Source organism: Bacteroides parvus, assembly GCF_017309675.2.
GTDB classification, from domain to species: Bacteria; Bacteroidota; Bacteroidia; order Bacteroidales; family Bacteroidaceae; genus Bacteroides; species Bacteroides uniformis.
This window is the reverse complement of record NZ_CP084680.1, coordinates 3,185,867-3,210,189: the sequence shown is the minus strand read 5'-3', so window position 1 is coordinate 3,210,189 and position 24,323 is coordinate 3,185,867. Positions and strand designations below refer to the sequence as shown.

Below are 24,323 nucleotides of genomic sequence, written 5' to 3'. Positions count from 1 at the left end.
TACTCCCGAAGGCCGCCGAAGAGGTACATCCCGCCGGTCTGTAAAGTAAACAGAGTATGAATCGTATGCAAAAAATGTAACCGGATGATACAGAAGAATGATACCGACAGAAACAGGGGAGGACGCCCGGCAAAAGGGCTGTCCGAGAAACGCAAATACCGCATCACGGTAAAGATGGCAACCGGGGAATACTATGCCCTGAAGTCGAAAGCCAGAAAGGCCGGTGTCTCGGCAAGCGAGATGGTGAGGCAGGCGGTGGACGGGTGCGTGGTAAGGGAGAGGCTCACCACCGAGCAGGCGGACTTCATCCGCAAGCTCTGCGGCATGGCGAACAACCTGAACCAGCTGGCCCGGGGGGCACACAGGGAGGGCGTAAGGCTGCATTCCGGACAATGCCGACACCTGCTGCTTTCGCTGGAAACCCTCATAGACCGTATCAGCCTATGATCGCGAAGATTGTAAAAGGCGCGGGAGCCAAAGGGATTGTGGATTACATCCTTGACAGGAAAAAAGGGGCCTCGCTTATCGACCACGACGGAGTTCTGGTCTCCGACAACGGCTCGATAGCACGCAGTTTCATCGCCCAGTCCCGGTTTAATCCGAAGGTGGGTAAGTTCATCGGGCATATCTCGCTCAGCTTTTCCGAGCAGGACCTGCCACACTTAACCGATGAGCTGATGGTGCGGATAAGCCGGGAATACATGATGAAAATGGGCATCTGCGATACGCAGTATATCATCGGAAGGCATCACGACAAGGAGCATCCGCACGTGCATATAGCCTTCAACCGTATCGACAATAACGGCAGGACTATCAGTGACAGGAACGACCGCTACCGCAGCGAACGCGTCTGCAAGGAGCTTACCCGCAAGTACGGGCTGTACTTCGAGGAGGGCAAGGAGCAGGTGAACACGGACCGACTGAAAGAACCAGACAGGACGAAATACGAACTGTTTTTTCTTCTTAAAACGAAAGTGGGAAGGTGCGGTGACTGGACACGCTTATCGCCAATCTGCGGAAACAAGGGATGGAAATACGCTTCAAGTACAAGGGGTGGACGGACGGGATCCAGGGCGTGGTGTTCGGTAAGAACGGCTATTCCTTCAACGGCTCGAAGATTGACCGGCAGTTCAGTTACTCCAAGATAGCTGCAGCCTTGAACCGGAACAGTCTTCAGGAACGGCAGGCACAATCCTGCCGGCAAGGTATCAGCCCGGCTTCAGACGGTAGCGGGGAGCTCATCAGCAGTTTATTGGGACTGCTGGACCTCCCCCCCCCCCTTCATCCTGCACCGAGACTCCGGAGAAAGCCGCATTCCGCCGGCTGATGCAACGGAAGAAGAAAAAGAAGAAGAACAAGGGATTTAAAATTTAACAACAACCTAAAAAACAATCAAGATGAAAGAAAACACAGGAACCATCATCGCCATGCTGGAAGAACTGCTGACCATCAGCAAGAGCCGGCAGGCATCGCAAAGCGGCAGTACCAATGCCGCCAACATGGATATTGCTCCCTTCAAGACACTGATCGAGGAAGCTGGCCAGCGTACGGAGGCCGGACTGGCGAAGTTCGCCGGGAACATTACGGATTGCCTGAATGCAATCAACAACCGGATAGACGGGATTGCCCGAAGGGAACAGCCGGATTTCGGGAAAATCAGAGAACTGTTAGAGCAGGCCACCCAAAAGACGGACGAGGCAAGCATTCGGCACAATATTAACGAGACCCGGCACTCGTTTGCGCTTGAGAACAGATGGGACTGGGCGATTGTCATCGGTATCGTCCTTCTGATAGCCCTGTTAGCCTCGACGCTCTATTCCGAGAGGAGACAGGATTATGACCGCATCGACAACGACTTGAAGTACCGTTACATCAGGATGAAGGGCGAAGCATCGCCCGAAAGCATCGCCGGACTGGAAAATCTCTTCGAGCTCAACCAGGACAACGGGAAGATTAAACAGATACGCAAGGACGTGGAAACCTACGAGGAGGTACGTCTGAAAGAGCAGACTGCAAGGGAACAGGAGAATAGGGCTGACTCGATCGGAAACAAACCTTCAAAATCCCGATAAGGTTATGGCAAGCGTAAAGATCAAGTTCAGACCATCGACAACCGATGGTGGACAAGGAACATTATTCTACCGGGTGATACACAACCGCATAGCCCGTCAGCAAAAGACAGGCTACCGTCTTCACGCCGACGAATGGGACAGCAACTTGTCCGAAGTAGTGCTGCCATCGGCCGACGGGAACCGGAAAACTTACCTGTCGGAAATCAGGAACAGCGTGGCGGCAGATATACGAAGGTTCCACAAGGTCATTGACACGCTGGAAGTCAGCGGACATGCCTACTCTGCGGATGACGTAATGGCCGGTTTTACGGCGGACGAGCCGGGAAACCTTCTATTCGGATTCATGGAGAGTGTCATCGCCCGTCTGAAAGCATTGGGCAAGGCACGAACCCGGGAAACATACACTACAACGCTGAGCAGCTTCAAACGTTTCAGGAAAGGTGGTGACCTGCTTTTGGACGACATGGATTCAGACATGATGGTGGCATACGAAGCCTATCTGAAAAGGAACGGTGTCAGCCCCAACACTTCCTCATTCTATATGCGTAACCTGCGTGCTGTCTATAACCGTGCAGTGGAAAAAGGACTGGTCGAGCAGAAATTTCCCTTTAAGCACGTTTATACGGGAGTGGAGAAGACCGCCAAACGGGCCATACCCCTTATGGCAGTCAGGAAAATCAAGGAGCTGGACCTCTCATCAAGCCCGGCATTGGATTTTGCCCGTAACATGTTCCTTTTTTCATTCTATACTCGTGGCATGTCATTCGTGGACATGGCCTACCTGCGCAAGAAGGACTTGAATAACGGTATTTTGTCCTATCGACGCCGCAAGACCGGACAGCAGCTTTTCATCAAATGGGAGAAATGCATGCAGGAGATAGCGGACAAGTACAATACGGAATACTCCACCTATCTGCTACCCGTCATCAGCCCTGAAAGCGGTGTGGAAGAAAGGAAACAGTACATCAATACGGCACACAACGTCAACCGCGCCCTGAAAGTCATCGGTAAACGGCTGGAGATACCCGTACCGCTTACAATGTACGTCGCGCGGCATGCCTGGGCGAGTATAGCCCGAAGCAAGAACGTTCCACTGTCAGTAATCAGCGAGGGCATGGGACATGACTCGGAAGCTACCACGCGCATCTATCTCGCTTCATTGGATACGGCGGCGGTTGACAAGGCGAACAGCCTGATCCTGAAATCCCTGTAACATGCAGGGTTGTTGAGCGAATACAAAGTCTCTTTGTAAGAGAAATTATATCTCTTTGTAAGAGAGGTGATTGTTGATGCAAAAATAAGAATTTTATAGCAATTAGCACATTTATTTGCTTAAAAAATGCAACTGACAGTCTGTTCTGTTTGGTATATAGTAACATTTGTGGAGTGAACGCTACAATTCACTGTATTCTATATCGCTGACTATCAATTGATAACGGATATACCCACCTCTCTTACAAAGAGAAGTTGATTTGAATAATATAAATATTTAATATTCATTATTGTTTTAACCCTTAAAAGATTTTTGTCATGGACAAGGAAATTTTTATTGAAAGTTACGAAGCTCCCCAGGTGGAAGTGGTAGAAGTAGAAGTAGAAAAAGGATTTGCGGTAAGTTCTGGAGGTGAAGACGGAAACTGGAATTGATAACTTTTCCGGAAATTCGGTTTGTATGTAAATTTACACGTCTATAAAAAATGAATTTAAATTAGTAAAAATGAAAATCAGATCTTTAATTAGTCTGGCTATGGCCACATTCCTGATAACGGCTTGTAGCAATGAAAATGATGAAGAATTGATTTCCACTTCCACAAAAGGCATACTGAGCGCTACCGTGGAAGGAAACCATTCCAGTACACGTGCGGGGTTTGCAAGTGATGGCAAATTCTACTGGTCAAAAAAAGACCAATTAGGTGTTACTACTTCCCAAAACGCCAGTAGCTTTTCAGCCCTTAGCTTAAAAAATGGCATTGGAACTGCAAGCGGTACTTTTGACGGCGTAATAAACGGAACCATCGGCGATTATGCGGTATATCCATACTATGACAACCATAGCATAAATGATGCTACCTTGACTTATAATTTCCCTACATCCTATACATATAATAAAGTGGATGCGGATTACTTTACTACGGTTCAAGGTGAAGGCAACAGCTTCAATCCGGCCATGTGGGGAAAAATTGTAAACGGTGCTGTGCAAATGAAACACTTGGGCGGTGTGTTCTGCATCAAAGTGCCTAAGATGCCTATAAAGGCAGGAACCTTGTCTCTTATTGTAGACAAGAAAATTACCGGCACTTTTGCGGTGAACTTAAATGACAATATTCCTGTCATTGCATCAACAGAGACAAGTACCAGTGAAAATAATACAGTAACTATTGAATTCAGTGGTGCTACCCAGGATCAGCCCGGTGTTTTCTATGTGCCTGTTCCTACCGGGACATACGATATACGTATAAAAGTTACAGAAAACCAAGGCTCTACTGAAAAAGTGAATGTTGCGGCAGGTACTTATACTATTGTCCGTTGTGACTTGAAAAAAATCGAATTGACCAACGGAAATATAGATGCTACGGTTCCTACAGAATCTAGCTCCTTGGATGATGCCGCTACGAAGTTGGCAAGTAACGATGCAGTAAGGGTCAACGGAGAAATTTCAGGTACCAGTAATACAATCAGCGTTCCTGCCGCAACTTCGGGTACCGGTAAGAGCCTTTCATTGGAGAAAGTAGCGAGCGGAGCATCCCTTACGGTTTTAGACGCGAATAGTTCAGGTTCTACAGATAATTCCGTAGACAACTTCACCTTATCAATTCCCAACAATGAAACTGCTGGGTTTGAACCGTTGGATGTAACTATAACCATGCCGAACACAACCGTTGCCCTGACCGGTAACGCGGGTGCAGCTATTTATGGTACAGTCACATCCGAAACAGCAGATAATACACTTGTCATTGGCAACGGTGTGGAAGTTAAAAAGGTGGTCGTGAAAAAAGGTAATATCCGCGTAAATAAGGGAGCGAAACTGGTAGCTATTGAGAAATCGTCAGATAATCAAGCAACGACTGTAACAGTTTATAAAGAGGATGGTGCTGAAATTCCGTCTTCGTTGGGTGAAGAATTTGTCGTTATGGATGCCGCTGTCGCCGATATGCAGAAAGTGTTTGCAGAAGGCGGTACTTACACTTTGCCACAAGACATGAATATTGTAGGAGTTGAAATGATGGTTCCTAAGGGCAAAGAGGTGACACTTGATTTGAATGGCAAGACACTAGAAGCCGCGAACGATGGTCTTATTAGAGTAGAAGGCTCTTTTATTTTGCAAGACAATGCTGGCAATGGTGTCATTAAGGCTACGAAAGATTATGTTTATCAAGTTTATTCTACCGGTATTATTTATGTGGATGGTGAGGATGCCAAAATGACGATGAAGAGTGGTAACATCTATGCAGTACGTGACAATCCGGCAAATAACGGACAGTTTGGTATCGGACTCTGGCGTGGTGCTGACCTTACGATCGAAGGTGGTAAGATTGAAGCCGGTTGGTATGCAGTTTCTGGTAACGGTCAAAATACGACACAGAATTCTGTGATCAACATCACGGGTGGAGAATTGATTTCTGCGGCAGACTATGCTGTCTATTTGCCGCAAGCCGGTACTACCACAATTTCCGGTGGAACCATCAAGGGTGCTTGTGGTGCAATAGGTATGCGTAGCGGCACATTGAATATTAATGACCAGGCTAAGCTCATTGGAGAAGGTACAGGAGATTCCGGTCAATGGGGTGACGGTACTGGAACTATGGGATATGCTGTGATTAACATTGGTACTGGCAATCAAAATACTTATGGCGATTGTACAGTCAACATTACTGGTGGCACATTCATTGCCGAAGGCAAATCGGTAGGAATTGCAAAGCGTGAAGATGGAGCAAAGCACAATATCACAGTGTCGGTTACTGGTGGCACGTTCTCCGATTTGAGCGCAATTGGCTTTATCGCTGAAAATGCGGATGTAAACATTGAACTCAACAAAGATATTGAAATCCAAAAGGCTGTAACCTTGATGAAGGCAGGAGCAATGACAACCGTCAATCTGAATGGTTATACTATTGCCAATAAGACGGATTTTAATAATGCAGGCGATTGGGAAACAGAAGGATTTGTTGTGACTGCCGGTACTCTTAATATCGAAGGAGAAGGTAATGTGGAATGTATAGCCAATACAGAAAATGATGGTTTTCGTGAGGTGATTTCGGCCTATGGTACGAGTGTCGTTAATTTGCGTGGAGGTAACTATAAGAACTACCAACAGAAAAATGGTCAGTATGATTTGATTTATGCAAGGGATAATGCAGTAGTCAATATCTACGGTGGTACTTACGAATCCGGCGGTTATAATGACAGAGGTTATTGGGTGCTGAACCTAAAAGACAATTCTGCTGCTGAAATCAATGTGTATGGTGGTTCATTTAAAAACTTTAATCCGTGTAACCACCTTTGCGAAAACCCCAATGCCAACTTTGTGGCTGAAGGCTATCAAGTGACATGTGACGGAAAGGTTGCCACGGATGCACATGATTTATTAAGTGGAGACAAGACTTATGTAGTTAGCAAAATTGCACAATAGCTGTTGAGTAATAATAAATGTCAGGTATAGGAAACCGTTTCGTTCGTCAAGGCTTCGGAACGGTTTTCTTTTTTTCATAACAAATGATATTCTATCATGAAAATCAATCCAAACTTCAAGCTCCGCGAAATGGCCGGAGAAACCATCATCGTGAATCAGGGACATACGGGTGCCGACCTTACCCGCATCATCTCTCTGAACAAATCCGCGCGTCTGCTATATGAACGGCTGGCAGACAAGGATTTCACAACGGAAGATGCTGCGAAAATCCTGATGGACACTTACGGAATAGACGGACAACAGGCATTGAAGGATGCCACAGCCTGGATGGAGGCACTGAAAAAATGCAAGGTAATCGAATGAAAGAGATCACACTGTACAGACACGAGCGGATGCTCTTCGCCCTGCTCCGGGCCTCGCTGCACGAGCGGAAAACAGAAATCACACTTTTCCTGGACAGCACTGACGAGGAGTGGAAACAATGCCACCGCCTGGCCGTAAGTCAGGGAGTGATGGCGCTGGCATGGGACGGTGTGATGAGACTACCGGCGGAACTGCAACCGCCCCTTTCCGTAAAGCTGGCATGGGCAGCCGCTGTAGAAAGGTACGAGAAAAAATATCTTCACTATTGCAGGACGGCAGATGAACTTTCCCGCTTTTATGCGCAGCATGGCATATCCGCCATGCAGATGAAAGGCGTGGGACTCTCCGCAATCTATCCCGTTCCATGCCACCGCGAGGGAGGCGACATAGACATTTACACCTATTCGGCGGACAAGAGCCGGATGAGCGACGGGGAGGCGAACAGGTTAGCGGACAGCCTGATGCGGCTGGAGAACATAGACGTGGATACGGAACATTCCCCCAAGCACAGCGTATTCTACTACAAAGGTGTTCCGGTGGAGAACCACAAGACCTTCCTGAACGTGGAGAGCTATAAGGCGGCCGGAGAGGTGGAAAAGGTGCTGAAAGAACACATGAACCCGCAACCGACGGAATTGGACGGAGGCCGGGTCCTTACCCCCTCGCCGCTCTTTAATATGCTGTTCGTCGCTTTCCATGCCGCCCAGCATTACGGGAGCAGTCTGGTGCTGCACCATCTCTGCGACTGGGCGTGCCTGTTGAAAAAACATGGCCTACACATACCGGCAGGCGTCACCGATCGCCGTTTCCTGCGTTTCGTGTCGGCACTGACCCTGTTGGCCGACAAGCTGCTGGAGATGGATGTCATGGTGGCTGACGTGCAGGAGAATCTGGCACGGAACATACTGGAGGAGATGCTCCATCCGCGTTACGGGACAAAGGTGCCGGTCAAAGGCAGAGCCGGCATCATCCTCTACAAGGCAAGGAGGATGGCACACCTCACTGCACTCAGGCGTGAGGTATTGGGTGCTTCTGTATATACGACGATACTGCATTCGGTCATCGCGCATATCCGAGAGCCGAAAACCATATTCCAGCGAGGTACGGAGCAATGACACTGAAGAGAATCTGGCATCTGCTGCAACCCGAAGAGCGCAGGAAGGTATGGAAGATGGCAGGGACGGTGTTTTTCTCCGCACTGCTCGATTTCGTCTCCCTGGCGGCACTGCTGCCCGTACTCTATATCCTGCTGGAAGGGGGCGAAAACCGGCGGGCTGCCCTGCTGTTCTGTCTTCTGGCCATAGGGGTCATCGTTGTCAAGAGCGTGCTGGCAACCGTTTTCACCCGTTACCAGGACAGGTGTCTACTCTCTTTCTACCGGAGACTGAGCTTCTCGCTGTTCTCCGCGTATTACCGCCGCGGACTGCTTTTTATCCGGGAGCGCGGCAGCAGCAGGCTGGCATACGAGACCAACGTTGTATGCTACTCCTTCAGCCACGGCCTGCTCTCCTCCATCTGCCGCATGGCGGGCGACGTGCTGCTCGTCATGCTGGTGACGGCAGCTTTACTCGTGTTCGACGGCATGTCAGTATTGCTACTGTATGTCTCGTTCCTCCCGTTCATGTGTACCTATCTCCTCGTGGTGAGGAAACGGGTCAGGAAATACGGCGAGGACGATATGCTTGCCAAGCGGGAGCAGTCGAGAACCGTCATGGATACATTCGGGGGATACATGGAATTGGAGGTGAGCGGTGCTTTCCCCGTCTCTCAGACCGCCTTTCTTAAAGGTCTGGACAGGATAAGCCGCAACCGCATGAGGCTTGACACCGTGCTCGGACTGCCGCTCTTCCTTTCCGAACTGTCGGTTGTCATCGCACTTGGCCTGCTGGTGGCTTCCGGGGACGGAAACGTGAAGATGGTGGTGGGTGTTTTTGCCATTACGGCATTCCGCCTGCTTCCTGCCCTCCGCACCTTGTTGACGGGATGGACGCAGATACAGAACGCGGCATACAGCCTGAATACGATAGAGGAAGGGCTGGCAGGACCGGCAGAGGCGGTCAGCACATATTCCGAAGAAATACCGTTCGAAAAGGAGATAACCGTCAGGAGGCTTGCATACACCTATCCCGATGGCGGGCCGGTGCTGGATAATTTCAATTGCCGTATCCGTAAGGGGGAGCATGTCGGCTTTCGGGGGGCCAGCGGTGCGGGAAAGTCCACACTGTTCAACTTGCTTGCAGGTCTGCTCGAACCCGATTCGGGAGAGATACGGATTGACGGGGTACTCCTGAACGGGATGACACGCGCTTCCTGGATGAGGCGGCTCGGCTACGTCCCCCAGGAGGTGTTCATCTTTAACGGTACACTGGCCGAGAATATCGCCTTGGGCTATGGGACGATTGATTACGGCAGGGTGAAGGAACTGTTGGGACAAGTCTGTCTGGGCAGGTGGGCGGAAGCGTTGCCGGATGGCATGGACACCCTGCTCGGTGAAGCGGGTGGAAGGCTCTCGGGCGGGCAGAGACAGCGTATCGGCATTGCCCGCGCACTTTACAAGCAGGCGGAGGTCCTGCTGCTGGACGAGGCGACATCGGCACTCGACAATGTGACGGAAAGGGAGGTGAACGAAACCCTCTGCCAACTGAAAGAAAGATATAAAGGACTGACGATACTTTCCATTGCCCACCGGGAAAGTTCGCTGGCTTATTGTAAACGGATTATTACCATTGGAAATGAAAATGAATAGAACTTATCAGGTTGCCGGACACCGCTTCATGCTATGGGGAGACAAACTCTGCAAGGCTGTAGAAGGAATTGCCGGATTTAGGCCTTTTGAATCCCAGGATGGCGAGGTGCTGTTCGCCTTCATGGAGGATACCGCCGTGCCGGTGATGGAAAACGTGGAATATACCTTCGGATACGAGGATGTCAGGGGCTTTTTCGGACGGACGGTCAAGGGCTTCATGTTGAAGCTGGAGCCTTCCGGAGGGAATGCGCTGTATCTGTGGTGTACCGACGGAGGGAATGAGGTGTGGATATGCGGCAACCTTTCAGCACGTCTGTACCGCTTCGCCTTGTGGGTGGGCTATGGACTGATGACGCTTCCGTACGGCACCATAGCCGTCCACAGCAGTTGCATCGTTTACCGGGACAGGGCGGTATTGTTTCTCGGTGAGAGCGGAACGGGAAAAAGCACCCATACACGCCTATGGAGGGAGCATGTGGAAGGTGCTTTCCTGCTGAACGATGACAGCCCGGTGCTGCGGGTGGAAGACGACGTCGTGCGGGTCTATGGAAGCCCTTGGAGCGGGAAAACTCCCTGCTACAGGCAGGAGTGTTATAAGCTGGAAGCCTGTGTGCGTCTTTCGCAGGCTCCGTATAACCGGATAACAAGGCTGTCCGTATTGCAGGCTTACGGGGCAGTACACCCTTCCTGCCCGCCGGAATTTGCTTATGACAACGGTTTGTATGACCATGTGAGCAGATGTGTCGACAAGCTGCTCCAGGCTGTTCCGTTCTATCACCTGGCGTGCCTTCCAGACCGGGAAGCCGCACGACTTGCCTGCCGGACGATTTTCAAGGATACGATATGAGAAAGATTCCCAACGAGCTGTTCTTTTCCCGGGTGGAGGCGGAAATCGCCGGAGGACGCCCCGTCCGGTTCCGCCTGAAAGGCTGGTCGATGTTCCCGTTATTGCGTGACGGGCGGGACGAGGTGGTGCTGTACCCCTGTACGGAGGATGAACTTCAGCCTATGGACGTGGTACTTTTCAGATATAACGGAAGACACGTGCTGCACCGCATCATCAAGAGGGAAGGTACCCGGCTGTACATCCGGGGGGACGGCTCTTTTGTAGCCCGGGAGCAGTGTACGGTTGCCGATGTGGTCGGGAAGGTACGTTTCGTCATCCGGCCGTCCGGCAAGGTACTGTCCGTAAGCAGCTGGCGCTGGCGATTGCCGGGCATGCTGTGGAGCAGGATGGGGATATTCAGGAATCCGCTCTTGAGAATCCTGCGCTGTCTGGCAGGGTGACCTGACAGATGTATACATCAGGGCTGCAAGCGGGAATCGAAACCGTTTGCAGCCCGCACTTATTTCTTTTTCTTATGACAAGGGAGTGCTTGCCACACTGCCTGATGTTACATTACCACTTGAAATGTTCACATACCCGCTTTGGCCGACGGCTATAACCGTTTTCTCCATCACATAACTATTGAAATTTCATGGAACGATCGGTTAAGACGGTTACCGAACACCGTCAGGCCCTTGTCGATTTTTTCGGTGGTTATCTTTGTGTACTTTTGGGTGGTGGTTATGTTCGTGTGCCCCAATACCCGGCTCACACTCTCAATGGGGACACCCTTGCTCAAAGCCAGAGTTGCGAATCCATGACGGCTTGAATGGAATGTTTTTAGTAATCCCGCACTCCCTTATCATCTGCTTCAACGGCTTGCAGATTGACCAGTAGTCCAAATTGGGAAACACGAGCCCGTTCTCTTGGAACCTCTCGTAACGTCTGATGATCTGCATGGGAATATCCAGCAGTTTCACCTGGAAATTCACCTTCGTCTTGTGCCGCTTCGACAATATTCATTTCTCACCGTTCACTTCCGCAATGTCATCGGTGGTAAGTTCCTTCATATCCAAAAAGAGAGGGCGGTGAAACTGGCGAAGACAAACAGATCCCGGATATAAGCCAGCTTCCTGTTTGCAAACTCGTGCGTCATTACCGTCTTGATCTCATCTTCGGTCAAATATTCCCGTTCCTTGACGTTCTGGCTGACGCGGTACTGGGCAAACGGGGTTTTCTGTATCAGCCCGTTGTAATGGACCTTCGCCACGATTGTTTTCAACCACATACAGTTTGACCACACGCTGGCGTTATGAAGTCCGGCATCAGTGGAGAGATAGATTTCATACTCCTTAATGAAGTCGGGGGTAAGCTCAAGCATGGAAATGTCATTCCGCCTATGGCATTTCTTTATGAACGTCACCAGATGGTTTCTTGGCCTTACCCGCACTTTGTATGAACTCAACGCCCAGTCTATGCCGATACGCTTCTTGAAACTCTCGTTGTCCTTGTCGAACGCGCCGAGCAGTGTCTTGTATTCCGTACCGAGTCCCTGAAAGGCGTTGCGTACCATTTCGGCCGTAACGAACGCTTCTCTATCAGAGAGGCGTTGATAATGTCTGATGATTTGGGCCTTGATGTTGTCAAGGGCGAGATTGATCTCCCGCGCTTCCCTGCTCTTCCCTTTCGCCCGGTTGCCCTTGGCGTCCCATAGCCCTTTGGCGATAGTCTGCTTGCAACTGAACTGGGCTACGGAACCGTTGATTGTCACCCGTCCCATAACTGGGACAATACCGTTTTTCTCCTTGTTGCCGTTCACGTAGAACAGCACTTTGAATGTACCGGTTACCGGGTAATGATTTGAAAACCATTCGCTCTCATTACCTTTCGTTTCCCTGCACTTTAGCATTGGAGAGGTCTTCATCGGTTTTCCTCATAAGTCATTGAACATCAGTTTTGCCATCATCATTTATTCGTTTCTGATTGATTTTTCCAGAGATATGTAATATATTTGTACACACATCAATGATTTTAAACTAAAAGAAAAACAATATGGATAAAGATTCAAAGCAAGTAGTGGTTCTTCTGACACATCCCAATATAAAAGAGTCGCGAGCTAACAAGGCATTGATGGATGCTATTAGTGACATGGAAGAGGTGGCCATATACAATTTATATGAGATGCATGTGGAAGATGCTTTTAATGCAGAGATATGGAGCACTATCATATCGCATGCATCTGCGCTTGTATTTCAGTTTCCGTTCTATTGGATGTCGGCTCCTTCTTTATTGAAGAAATGGTTGGATGAAGTATTTACATATCTGGCAAAAACTCCTGCTGTGGCTGGTAAGACATTGATGGTGGTCACTACTGCCGGCTCTGAACATGATGCTTATAGAAGCGGAGGAAGAAATCGTTTTACGGTGGATGAGTTGTTAAGACCTTATCAAGCAAGTGCTGTACATGCCGGAATGGTATGGCAAACTCCTCTTGTAGTCTATGGAATGGGGACCTCGGAAGCTAGTAAAAATATAGCAGAAGGGATAAATTGCTATAAGCAAAGAATTGAAGCATTGGTGAAGAAAGACATTTCCAGTGATAATTGGTAATAGTAGGACCATATCGAAATGGAACATCTTTTTCATTTTTGAATGTTTGTTTTTCTCTTCATATTTTTCTAAAATCCTGATTTTAAGCAATAAATAAAATATTGTATGAGTTGGCATATTTCTTGTGTTAACTCATACATGAAACTTTATATTATATCAAACAGATTACCCGTTAAGGTTACCAAAGAGGATGAAACGTTCGTGTTTTCACGAAGTGAAGGCGGACTGGCTACCGGTTTGGACTCACTTCAGATTTCCTACGAAAAACATTGGATTGGATGGCCTGGAATATGCGTTGACAACGAAGATAGTAAAGAGGAAATCACTTCTAGATTGGAAGGAATAAATTTCCACCCAGTATTCTTGTCCGAAACACAGATAAAGAATTATTATGAAGGCTATAGTAATAGTACTATCTGGCCATTATGTCACTACTTTTTTGTTTATACGCTGTATCGGAACTCTTTCTGGCAATCGTATCAGGAAGTGAACCAGTTGTTCTGCGATGCCATTTGCCGCGTGATACGTCCAGGTGATAAGGTGTGGATTCAAGACTATCAGTTAATGCTGCTTCTCGGAATGCTTCGGAAGGTTTACCCGGATTTGAATATCGGATATTTCCATCATATCCCTTTTCCTTCCTATGAACTTTTCCGGATATTACCGGAGCGTGCAGAAATCCTGAAAGGATTATTGGGTGCTGACTTTATAGCTTTCCATACTCATGACTATATGCTGCATTTTATCAGTGCTGTCGAACGGGTATTGCGTATTGACTTTAAACTGGACGAAGCACAACTCGGGAATAGAGTAGTTAGGACCGATGCTCTTCCTATGGGAATCAACTACGGACTGTATCACAATGCTTCTTCCAGACCGGAAGTACGGCGGGCGATAGACCGTACACGGAAATTTTTCGGAAATCATAAGTTGATTCTTTCTGTAGACCGCTTGGATTATAGCAAAGGCATTCTGCACCGTTTATGGGGATTTGCTGCTTTTTTAGAATGTCATCCTGAATATTGTGGAAAAGTTACATTGGCAATGGTCATTGTTCCATCACGTGACCATGTAGATAGTTATGCTGAGCTAAAAACCAAGATTGACGAAGAAATAGGTTCTATAAACGGACAGTATTCTACGATGGACTGGACTCCGGTTTGCTATTTCTATCACGGTTTTTCATTTGAAGAACTGGTGGCAATGTACTATATAGCTGATGTAGCTTTGGTAACTCCACTTCGTGATGGCATGAATTTGGTTGCCAAGGAATATGTAGCTTCGAAAAATAATAATCCGGGTGTTTTGATTTTGAGTGAAATGGCGGGTGCAGCTATTGAGATGACGGATGCATTGTTGATTAACCCCAATGACACTGAGGAGATAAAGCAGGCCATTTGTCGGGCTTTGGAGATGCCCGAACAGGAACAACTGAAACGCTTGCAACACATGCAGAAAATTATTTCCGTACAAACGGTTAATAAGTGGGCGGCAGACTTTGTAAGTGAATGGAGCGATACGTGCCGTAAGAATGAACAGCTTCGTAAGAAAAGGATATCTGTTGGTATTATTGGTGCCATCAAAATGAAATATAACCAGGCTAAGCAACGGCTTATCTTGCTGGATTATGACGGAACGTTGGCGTCGCTCAAGACACGACCGGAAAATGCTAAGCCCGCCCCTGAACTCATTGCCACATTGCAGAAGCTGGTTTCCGACCCGGCCAACCATGTTGTTGTTAATAGTGGTCGCGACCAGTTTACTTTAGAAAAATGGTTGGGAAATTTACCTATTGCAATGGCTGCGGAACATGGTGCTTTCTATAAGGAAAATGGCATCTGGCACAAAAACATAAACAAAGCGGAATGGAGTTCCGGATTGGTGTCCATCTTGAAGCTTTTTGTCGAAAAGACACCTCGTTCCCACCTTGAAGTCAAGGAAACGACTTTGGCATGGCATTACCGGGAAAGTGATGCATGGTTAGGAGCTTTGCGGGCACAGCAACTTATCAATGTGCTGGTTAACATCTGTATACAGCAAAAGCTGCAAATCATACAAGGAGATAAAGTGGTGGAGATTAAGTCTCCCGATTATAATAAAGGTTCCGAAGTGAGACGCCAGTTGGAAAAGAAACATTATGACTTTATCATAGCTATGGGAGATGATACTACGGATGAAGATATGTTCAAAGCTTTGCCGGTGAATGCAGTGACAATCAAGGTGGGATATGTGTCGGAGGCAGCAAGCTATAATATGCCATCACAAACGGAAGTCCTGCCTTTTCTTCAAATTCTGGCGAACAAGAAAGACATGAAACAACCCATTGGCGAGAATGTCAAAACGAGCTTGAAAGGGGTATTCGATTTTTTCAGAGACTTGTTAAAAACAAAATAGTAAAAATGAGTAATTTAAATTATGGGGTAGTAGGCAATTGTCGGACTGCCGCACTTATATCCGAAAAAGGCAGCATAGACTGGTTGTGTTTTCCCGATTTTGATTCTCCGTCTATCTTTGCATCACTACTTGATCGGGAAAGAGGAGGAAGTTTTGGATTTGACGTTACAGAAGACTATCATATCTCACAATCTTACGTTCCTCACACTAACATATTGTCTACTTCTTTTTCTTCGAAAGAGGGAGAATTTGTCGTACTTGATTACATGCCTTATTACCGTTCCTGCGAAAATGCCCATTATCTTCCGGCAGAATTGTATCGATATGTGAGGTGGATAAAAGGTAAGCCCCGTTTCAAAGTAAACTATGTCCCTGCTCCCAATTATGCGCAAGGTAAAGTGATTCATAATGTCACTTCTGAATTTATAGAAAGCTATTGTTCTTCTGATAATAAAGATAGACAATATTTGTATTCTTCCCTTCCTTTGCAGGACATCGAACAGAAAAAAGAAATTATATTGGAAAAAGATGAGTTCTTTCTTTTGTCATACAATGAAAAGGTCATTCCGGTGGATATTGAACGGGAAAAAATTGAATATTGCCGTACTTTGGTTTATTGGCTTAATTGGACCAACCGTACTAAGAAATATTCTCTCTATAATGATGTGATAGAAAGAAGCATGCTGGTTTTGAAACTGATGTCTTACTATAATGGAGCCGTACTGGCCGCCCTTACTACCAGTTTGCCTGAATCCGTCGGCGAAGTACGTAATTGGGATTATCGGTTCTGTTGGTTAAGGGATGCCTCCATGTCTATCGAAACTTTGTTCCAGATAGGCCATATAGGAGCAGCAAGACGTTTTATGAAGTTCATACAGTCCACTTTCGTATCCAAGCACGAATCCTATCAGATAATGTACGGCATTCGGGGAGAAAGGCAGCTGACCGAGATTATTCTGGAGCATTTGTCCGGATATAAGAATTCCAAACCAGTACGGATAGGTAATGATGCTTACCATCAAAAGCAGAATGACTCGTTCGGTTATCTGATGGATTTGATTTACCAGTACTATCGGCTGATGCCCGGTACATTAGACGAAATAGAGGATATGTGGGAAATGGTAAAGAGCATTCTTTCCACGGTAATGGAAGATTGGAAGAAACCAGATAAGGGGATATGGGAAATCAGAGGAGAAAGCCGCCATTTTGTTTCATCCAAAGTGATGTGTTGGGTGGCTTTGGACCGTGGTGCAAAGATAGCTTCCATGCTCAATAAATACGGTTATAGTGAACGTTGGCAAAAGGAAGCTGACAAGGTATGGCAGGATGTAATGACATATGGATGGAAGGAAGAACTTCAAAGTTTCTCGCAGACTTATGATAATATGGCAATGGATTCCTCTTTGCTGTTGATGGAACCTTACGGTTTTATTGCAGCAGACGATATCCGATACCATAAGACAGTGAAGGCTGTGAAAAAAGCTCTTTTGCATAAGGGATTGATGTACCGGTATAACAGCGAAGATGATTTCGGGCTTCCTTCTTCGGCTTTTACCATTTGCACTTTTTGGCTGATACGTGCGCTTTTTGTTATCGGAGAAAAGGAAGAAGCCCGTTGTTTGTTTGATGATGTTCTGACATATTCCAATCATTTGGGGTTATTCAGTGAGGATATTGATTTTAATACGAAGGAACAACTGGGGAATTTTCCACAAGCTTATTCGCATTTGGCATTAGTCAATACGGCTATTCTGTTTGCAGAAGAAAATAAGAGATTGGCTTTTATCCGGCCGTAACGAGGAGGGGAACTTAATTAATACTGCAAATGGGAGCATTTTGTATTTGTCCTTCTTTCTTTCGTTTTTAATTCCATTGAATGATGATACCTTTCTTTTTTTATGTATTTTTGCATAAATAAAATTTCACTATTTCGGCAGTTGTTTTGTACTCATATCGCTGATATAGTTTAGGAACTCAAAATAAAGGATTATCATGTTACGGAAGATTAGACTGACTTTTGCAATGATTTGCTTTGTACTCATCACCTTGTTGTTCCTTGATTTTACGGGAACGTTGCATGGGTGGTTCGGCTGGTTGGCCAAAATCCAGTTTTTGCCGGCTGTATTGGCGCTAAATGTGGGAGTGATATTGTTTCTTGTAATTCTCACTTTGGTATGCGGGCGTATCTATTGTTCTGTGATTTGCCCCTTAGGGGTATTTCAGGATATACTGGCATGGCTGGGCTGGCAACCTAAAAAACGCAGGAAGCTTCCTTACTCTTATTCTCCGGCCTTATCTTGGCTGCGCTATGGCGTATTGGGTGTGTTTATCATTGCTTTGATTGCCGGAATTGGTTCATTGGCTGCTCTACTTGCACCCTATAGTGCATACGGACGTATTGCCAATAATCTTTTTCAACCTATATGGCAATGGGGCAACAATCTGCTTGCTTATCTGGCTGAACGGGCAGACAGTTATGCCTTTTATGAAACGGATGTATGGTTGAAGAGCCTGCCGACTTTTATTATTGCTGCCGCTACTTTGGCTGTGCTTGTTGTTCTGGCCGGACGCAACGGACGAACCTATTGTAATACGATTTGCCCGGTAGGAACGGTCTTGGGCTTCCTTTCACGTTATTCGCTTTTCCGCATCACAATAGATTCGGAAAAGTGCAACCAATGCAGTCTTTGTTCACGCAACTGCAAGGCAGCCTGCATCAACTTTAAGGAGCATCAGATTGATGCAAGCCGGTGTGTGGTTTGCATGAACTGCATTGAGAAGTGCAAGCATGGAGCCATTTCCTACAAGTATCATCCTTTCGGCAAACCTGCTGCGGGCAAGGCTAATTCGGAACAGATAAACGAAACCCGCCGCAGTTTTTTCACAGCAACGGCTCTGGTTGCAGCCACTTCTGTTTTAAAAGCGCAGGAAAAGAAAGTAGACGGAGGACTGGCAGCCATTGAGGATAAGAAGATTCCCGAGCGAAGCACTCCCCTCACTCCTCCCGGCTCATTGAGTGCCCGCAATATGGCGCAACACTGCACGGCCTGCCAGCTCTGTGTGTCGGCATGTCCCAATCAGGTTCTTCGTCCTTCTGCGGACTTAAGGAAATTGATGCAGCCGGAAATGTCATACGAACGCGGCTATTGCAGACCGGAATGTACAAAATGTTCGGAGGTATGTCCTACAGGAGCTATCCGCCCGATAATCAAAGTTGATAAATCATCCGTTCAGATAGGGCATGCCGTGTGGGTAAAGAAAAATTGCATACCACTGACGGATGGTGTGCAGTGTGGCAACTGTGCACGCCATTGCCCGACGGGAGCCATACAAATGGTGCCGAGTATACCTGAAGACAAGGATTCTCCAAAGATTCCGGTAATCAATGTGGAGCGCTGTATCGGCTGCGGGGCATGCGAGAATCTTTGTCCGGCCCGTCCGTTTAGTGCCATCTATGTGGAAGGGCATGAAAGACATCGGATTATATAACAAAGTAGAATTTCTATAAGTATGGAAGAACATCATAAAAACAATATGAACCGTCGTGATTTCTTGAAGATAGTGGGGATTACAGCCGCCACATCTACTGCTGCCCTCTATGGATGTGGTTCTAAGGAAGGGAGCAGTGAAGGTAGTAAAGCGTTGGGTCCCATTCCGACGGATAAAATGACCTATCGTAGTTTTCCCGGTTTGGGGAGTGACAAAGTTTCTATTTTAGGATATGGTTGTATGCGCTGGCCTACCGTTCCTGCTCCGGATGGAAAAGGGGAAATGATAGACCAGGATGCTGTGAACGAACTGGTGGATTATGCCATTGCCCATGGTGTGAATTATTTCGATACGTCTCCGATGTATGTACAAGGATGGAGTGAGAAGTCTACGGGAATAGCTCTGAAACGCCACCCGCGCGAATCGTTCTATCTTGCCACCAAACTATCCAATTTTCATCCTGATACCTGGACTCGCGAGGGTTCCATTGCCATGTACCGTAAGTCATTCGAGGATATACAGGTGGACTATATAGACTACTATCTGCTACACATGATTGGTGGCGGTGGCATGGAGCAATTCCGCAAACGCTACATAGACAACGGTATGATTGATTTTCTTGTCAAGGAGCGTGAAGCAGGACGCATCCGCCGTTTGGGATGGTCGTTCCACGGCGATATCGAAGTCTATGACTATGCCTTGCAGATGCATGACCGTGGTGAAGTTCATTGGGATTTTGTACAAATACAGTTGAATTATGTGGACTGGAAACATGCTTCGGGCAGCAACTTCAAGGCAGAGTATCTGTATGACGAGCTGGCCAAGCGTAAGATCCCTGCTGTCATTATGGAGCCTCTGCTGGGTGGGCGGCTCTCCAATGTCCCCGACCATATTGTGGCACGACTGAAGCAGCGCGAACCCGAACGCAGTGTGGCGTCTTGGGCATTCCGTTATGCCGGTTCTCCCCAGGATGTACTGACAGTGCTGAGCGGCATGACTTATATGGAACATTTGCAGGATAACATCCGTACTTACTCTCCATTGGTACCACTCACAGAAGAAGAAACTCAGTATCTGTATGATACGGCAGATTTGATGATGGAGTACCCCACCATACCTTGCAACGACTGCAAGTACTGCATGCCTTGCCCGTATGGAATTGACATTCCTGCCATCTTGATACATTACAATAAATGTGTCAATGAAGGAAATGTGCCGGAAAGCAGCCAGGATGAGAATTATCGGAAAGCACGCCGTGCTTTTCTCGTAGGATATGACCGAAGTGTACCCAAACTGAGACAGGCCGACCATTGTACCGGGTGCAACCAGTGTTCTCCGCATTGCCCGCAAACGATTGATATTCCCAAAGAACTGCATCGTATTGACAAATTTGTAGAACAGTTGAAACAAGAGACTTTATAAAATGGAGAGTATCATTGACATACTGCACAAGGGAGGATACTCTTGTGTTATGAAGAACCGGGAGGAAGTCCGTACTTTCACCCAACGGGGAGTAGCGGATTTGTATGATTTGTACCAGGCAGATTCTGCATTTATGAAGGGGGCTGCCATTGCCGATAAGGTTATAGGGAAAGGTGCCGCTGCTTTGATGGTACTGGGAGGCTTTAAAACGGTCTATGCCGATATAATCAGCACTCCTGCGCTGGCATTGCTGTGCGAAGCAGGAATTGAAACGACTTTTGCCCAAGAGGTTCCCCATATCATTAACCGTGACAAGACCGGCTGGTGCCCGTTGGAGACGGCTTGCATGGAGCTGAATACGGTAGAGGAGATGTATCCGGTGATTCAGAATTTTATATCAAGAATCAGGGCAAAATAGCAACAGCCTGCTCTCTTTCCCTGATTACCTGATGCCTTTCTCTTCCAGCATCTTGAAGTCTTCCTTGAGCATACCGACATCATCCAGTGTGCGGGCTTCATTGTGGTCGTTCAGATAGACTCTGGGTCTTTCGATAAACAGAGCGCTGGTGACAGATAAAGAGTCATTCCGGTATGGGGTCTCCACTCCACCTATTTCCAGCATTGTCTGGAAGAATGAGGCACTGGAAGATACATTCTTCTGCCTATTGGCTTGTGCGGCCTCCAATAACGATGGGTATCTCTGCCGGTAGTTGTCGGACATCCAAATAAAGAATGGCACATGTATCTGATAATAGGAAGGTACCGGTGAGGCATGCAGAAAGAGATGCCGGTTGTCATCGAAAATATCTTCTCCATGGTCTGAAGTGTATATCAAGGCAGAATTGACATGTTGTTTTTGAAGCATATCTATCAGACGAACCAGAAAATTATCCGTGTAGCGGATAGAATTATCATAGGCATTGATCAGGTTGTCTTTGTATTTCACTTCCGCGTCAACGGGCATGTCCGGCAGGAAGAAAGCCTGCTCTGCCGGATAGCGCTCTTTATAATTGAAATGAGAACCGTAAGTGTGGAGAACTATAAATTGCCTGGAAACTCCTTTGCCCAGTTCTTTTGCTACCAGTTTCAACAGTTTGTCATCAGAGGGGTTGTAATTGGAATCCCCCACATCTTCTTTAATGAAATCATACGTGTCGGCTTCTTTGCCGAAGAAATCTATAAATGAGTGGTTATAGCGCTGGTTCGAGAAAAAGGCGGTCTGATAACCGGCTTCCTTGAATGCTGTGATAATCCCTTTTTGATAATAGATGGAATCAAAACTGGAAGCACTGACCGGTGACAGCAACATCGGAACACTCTTGTGGGTGGTGTTTGATTCTGTCAGCACATGGCTGAAAGCTGTCAGTCCGCCAATGCCCGACAGTCCCGGGTTAGTTTCCCGTTCATAGTCGTACAAAGCCCAGTTGCATGCCCGTGAGGTTTCTCCCACCACCATTACATATACTTCCCTTTCATCAGCCTGATGAGTACTTCTAGCATGAAAGGTAAAATCTTTAGAGGTCTTGTGATAATTCCGCGTTTGGGCCGTCCGTTGAAAGGCAAGTGCTATGTTGTAGCATACGTTGGCAGGATACAGTTCGGATTTCAGCTCATACCGGTCATCTGTCAAATAAGCACTGCCTAAGGATAATATTCCGGCAGACAGCACATACAGAGTGCGACGGCGAGCTTGCCGGATGAATGCTTCGGACAGTCTGCGTTTGTGTACAATGGATATGGTTGCCAGAATTAATGCAGGTATATAGAGCACTACCACAATAACGATGGCAGGTATCAGATTGTCCAGCAGTTCCAGCGCCTCGCTTGAATTGGTTGTCACCAGATTCAGAAACATATCCACTGCGATAATGGACTGACCGAAAAGATATAGTAATACAAGCTGGAAGGCTCCGAAGAAGATGAACGGAAATAGCAGCCAGAATGTCCTGCCACAGTTTCTCGACCAAGCCATTACAGCATAATATATAGAAAGGGGTAGCAGGATATTACATATCTTTGCCGTCCATGATATGGGTTCTGTAAAGCATAGCACTACATTGGGCACTATCAGAATGACCAGAAACAGATAGAACAAATGTTCCTGATTGTCGAACCATTTTTTTATGTCTCTAAAAAGCTTCATTGATATTGAATATAAATCCGGTCTGGTGTTTGCCAAAACCTAAATCCAAACGTACGTTTACTCTCTTTTTGAACTCCCAGCGGTAGCCGAAACCATAATTAGGAAGAATATGCCTGGCCTCCAATTCCGAGAAATTCGGGAATATGGTTCCCGCCCCTACCCATACGGCAACTCCATTTCGCTTCCATACATGTTGGCGTAGTTCCAGCTGGGCATCCATTGCACACTTGTCACGGTAGCGTCCCTCATAATAGCCACGCATAGAATAGGAACTTCCCAATGTTGCCATCAGTCCCCAGGGCGGATTTCCGTAGTTCAGCAGAGTATGGAACTGGCCTGCCAACACCCCACCCTTCCACACGGACTGGTAATAGCTGGTCGTCAGTTCCGTATTGCTGAATGCGTATTTATTTCCCAAAAAGGCCGGACTGAAGCGCTGGTCTATCCGTAGGTAATATCCTTTATAGGCATTTGTCAGAAAATCGCGTGAATCATACAACAAGGAAAACCCCAAGCTCACGTTGGTGCTGTGCGCTTTCATTCCTTTCCATAATTCCGGTTTTTCAAAGTCATGCCCATACACGTAATCAAATGCTGTCATTGAACCGATATAAAAGTTACGTGCCATCCGGAACATGAAGTCCACCTTAACCTGCGCTTGAAAGCGATCGTATTCACTCTCATTGTCATCATTGGCTCCATTGTCATATCCTTGTCCCCAGTAAAGGCTTGGGAAAGAATAGAAATACAGATTGTAGTTCAACCGGTATTTGTCTTGGGGAAACAGATGGTTTCCACGTACTCCCAGCAAATAGAATCCCACCGTGGAGACATCCCCATACAGAGAGACATTGGACGGAGGGAGAATACTATCGTTCCGGTCGGTACGGTAGAGTCCTGCCGCCACCAGTCCGATTCCAAATTTGGTGTCACTGGAATAATGAGGCCCGCCTATAATGCTGAAATCAAATTTTTTGTTTTTCTTTTCTTTGTTGGCATCGTTGAAGTAATTCAAAATTTTTTCGAAAAAACTGCGTTTCTTGAGAAGCGAGTCTATCGGATACGTAGAAATTGAGTCCACAGAGTTTTTTGCTTCTGCAGGGTGTGTTTGTGCATGAACAGCCGTTTCTGTAATCAGCATCAATATTGGTAATATCCATTTTGTCAATTTAGTGTCCATTTGCTTGTAGAAAACTTCCGTGGCAAAGTTTGTTTTATGTTCTTCATTACAACAATGTTACCCTTCTTTTTGTTTCCTATTTTTCTCTTTTATGTTCATTTCTACATTGCATGTGGGGTTCACTCTTTTTAACCACATCATTTATAGAGCTTTCCTCAGTTATACTGTTATTTTAAATTCTGAACGGTTTCGTCTAACCGTTTGATGAATAAACATTTAACGGAGTATCTGAAAAGTAATGGTAACGACTAGGAAACCGTGCGATTTTCAGCGTTTTGCGGTGTTTTACTATCAAATAACTCTTTCAGGTGCAAAGATACGACAAATCTTTGATATAGTATCCAATACAAACAGTATTCGCCATTTTTTGCCTTTCGATATATACCTATTTGCTTATGCCGTTATTTTTTGCAGATTTGGATAAAAAAGGAAAGGCAAAATTCAGGAA

General features: G+C 46.7%; 17 protein-coding genes and 2 pseudogenes. 16 read left to right on the top strand and 3 right to left on the bottom strand.

The window, feature by feature from the left end; genetic code table 11:
* Positions 1 to 84: 84 nt before the first annotated feature.
* The 10 genes and pseudogenes from JXR92_RS13075 (at position 85) to JXR92_RS13030 (ending at position 11,098) form a co-directional block, all read left to right on the top strand.
* A complete protein-coding gene (locus tag JXR92_RS13075; RefSeq protein ID WP_117599637.1) occupies positions 85 to 447 on the top strand; it encodes a plasmid mobilization protein in 363 nt (120 codons plus the stop codon).
* Positions 444 to 1,374, top strand: a pseudogene (locus tag JXR92_RS13070) (relaxase/mobilization nuclease domain-containing protein). The gene JXR92_RS13075 and the pseudogene JXR92_RS13070 overlap by 4 nt, the downstream one beginning before the upstream one ends.
* Before the next feature lie 23 nt (positions 1,375 to 1,397).
* The gene (locus JXR92_RS13065) at positions 1,398 to 2,072 is read left to right on the top strand and encodes a hypothetical protein (protein ID WP_119962324.1); all 675 of its coding nucleotides are present in this window, start codon (positions 1,398 to 1,400) and stop codon (positions 2,070 to 2,072) included.
* A gap of 4 nt (positions 2,073 to 2,076) precedes the next feature.
* Positions 2,077 to 3,285, top strand: a complete 1,209-nt coding sequence (locus JXR92_RS13060) for a site-specific integrase (protein WP_117599635.1) — start codon at positions 2,077 to 2,079, stop codon at positions 3,283 to 3,285.
* Between the two features lie 504 nt (positions 3,286 to 3,789).
* Positions 3,790 to 6,702 carry a hypothetical protein gene (locus JXR92_RS13055; RefSeq protein ID WP_206897520.1) on the top strand — a complete coding sequence of 971 codons (2,913 nt, stop codon included), beginning with the start codon at positions 3,790 to 3,792 and terminating at the stop codon, positions 6,700 to 6,702.
* A 96-nt stretch (positions 6,703 to 6,798) separates the two neighbouring features.
* Positions 6,799 to 7,065 carry a PqqD family peptide modification chaperone gene (locus tag JXR92_RS13050; RefSeq protein ID WP_119962262.1) on the top strand — a complete coding sequence of 89 codons (267 nt, stop codon included), beginning with the start codon at positions 6,799 to 6,801 and terminating at the stop codon, positions 7,063 to 7,065.
* Positions 7,062 to 8,180 carry a nucleotidyltransferase domain-containing protein gene (locus tag JXR92_RS13045; protein WP_226791175.1) on the top strand — a complete coding sequence of 373 codons (1,119 nt, stop codon included), beginning with the start codon at positions 7,062 to 7,064 and terminating at the stop codon, positions 8,178 to 8,180. Before JXR92_RS13050 ends, JXR92_RS13045 begins: the two co-directional genes overlap by 4 nt.
* Positions 8,177 to 9,811, top strand: coding sequence for an ABC transporter ATP-binding protein (locus JXR92_RS13040; RefSeq protein ID WP_138345416.1), 1,635 nt, complete (start codon positions 8,177 to 8,179; stop codon positions 9,809 to 9,811). The genes JXR92_RS13045 and JXR92_RS13040 overlap by 4 nt, the downstream gene beginning before the upstream one ends.
* The gene (locus JXR92_RS13035) at positions 9,804 to 10,658 is read left to right on the top strand and encodes a phosphoenolpyruvate carboxykinase (ATP) (RefSeq protein WP_119962276.1); all 855 of its coding nucleotides are present in this window, start codon (positions 9,804 to 9,806) and stop codon (positions 10,656 to 10,658) included. Before JXR92_RS13040 ends, JXR92_RS13035 begins: the two co-directional genes overlap by 8 nt.
* On the top strand, positions 10,655 to 11,098 hold the full coding sequence (locus JXR92_RS13030; RefSeq protein WP_138345414.1) for a S24/S26 family peptidase: 444 nt from the start codon (positions 10,655 to 10,657) through the stop codon (positions 11,096 to 11,098). Before JXR92_RS13035 ends, JXR92_RS13030 begins: the two co-directional genes overlap by 4 nt.
* A gap of 170 nt (positions 11,099 to 11,268) precedes the next feature.
* Here the strand turns inward: JXR92_RS13030 and JXR92_RS13025 are convergent.
* Positions 11,269 to 12,417 (bottom strand): annotated as a pseudogene (locus JXR92_RS13025) (site-specific integrase).
* A gap of 272 nt (positions 12,418 to 12,689) precedes the next feature.
* On the opposite strand from JXR92_RS13025, the gene JXR92_RS13020 reads away from it, so the two are divergent.
* The 6 genes from JXR92_RS13020 to JXR92_RS12995 all read left to right on the top strand — a co-directional run bounded on the left by JXR92_RS13020 (position 12,690) and on the right by JXR92_RS12995 (position 20,970).
* Positions 12,690 to 13,247: an NAD(P)H-dependent oxidoreductase gene (locus JXR92_RS13020; protein ID WP_117964602.1), complete on the top strand. Its 558-nt coding sequence runs from the start codon at positions 12,690 to 12,692 to the stop codon at positions 13,245 to 13,247.
* Between the two features lie 138 nt (positions 13,248 to 13,385).
* The gene (locus tag JXR92_RS13015; RefSeq protein ID WP_138345412.1) at positions 13,386 to 15,641 is read left to right on the top strand and encodes a bifunctional alpha,alpha-trehalose-phosphate synthase (UDP-forming)/trehalose-phosphatase; all 2,256 of its coding nucleotides are present in this window, start codon (positions 13,386 to 13,388) and stop codon (positions 15,639 to 15,641) included.
* A 5-nt stretch (positions 15,642 to 15,646) separates the two neighbouring features.
* Complete coding sequence (locus tag JXR92_RS13010) at positions 15,647 to 17,437, top strand: glycoside hydrolase family 15 protein (protein ID WP_119962265.1); 1,791 nt, start codon at positions 15,647 to 15,649, stop codon at positions 17,435 to 17,437.
* A 196-nt stretch (positions 17,438 to 17,633) separates the two neighbouring features.
* Entirely contained in the window at positions 17,634 to 19,130 is a 1,497-nt protein-coding gene (locus tag JXR92_RS13005) for a 4Fe-4S binding protein (protein WP_119962266.1), read from the top strand.
* A gap of 21 nt (positions 19,131 to 19,151) precedes the next feature.
* Positions 19,152 to 20,552, top strand: a complete 1,401-nt coding sequence (locus JXR92_RS13000; RefSeq protein ID WP_138345411.1) for an aldo/keto reductase — start codon at positions 19,152 to 19,154, stop codon at positions 20,550 to 20,552.
* A gap of 1 nt (position 20,553) precedes the next feature.
* Positions 20,554 to 20,970 (top strand): DUF1893 domain-containing protein, encoded by a 417-nt coding sequence (locus JXR92_RS12995; RefSeq protein ID WP_005825513.1) that lies wholly within the window; start codon positions 20,554 to 20,556, stop codon positions 20,968 to 20,970.
* A gap of 24 nt (positions 20,971 to 20,994) precedes the next feature.
* On the opposite strand, the gene JXR92_RS12990 is transcribed toward JXR92_RS12995, so the two are convergent.
* Entirely contained in the window at positions 20,995 to 22,695 is a 1,701-nt protein-coding gene (locus JXR92_RS12990; protein WP_138345409.1) for a lipid A phosphoethanolamine transferase, read from the bottom strand.
* Complete coding sequence (locus JXR92_RS12985) at positions 22,682 to 23,875, bottom strand: BamA/TamA family outer membrane protein (protein WP_117964606.1); 1,194 nt, start codon at positions 23,873 to 23,875, stop codon at positions 22,682 to 22,684. Before JXR92_RS12985 ends, JXR92_RS12990 begins: the two co-directional genes overlap by 14 nt.
* Positions 23,876 to 24,323 lie beyond the last annotated feature (448 nt).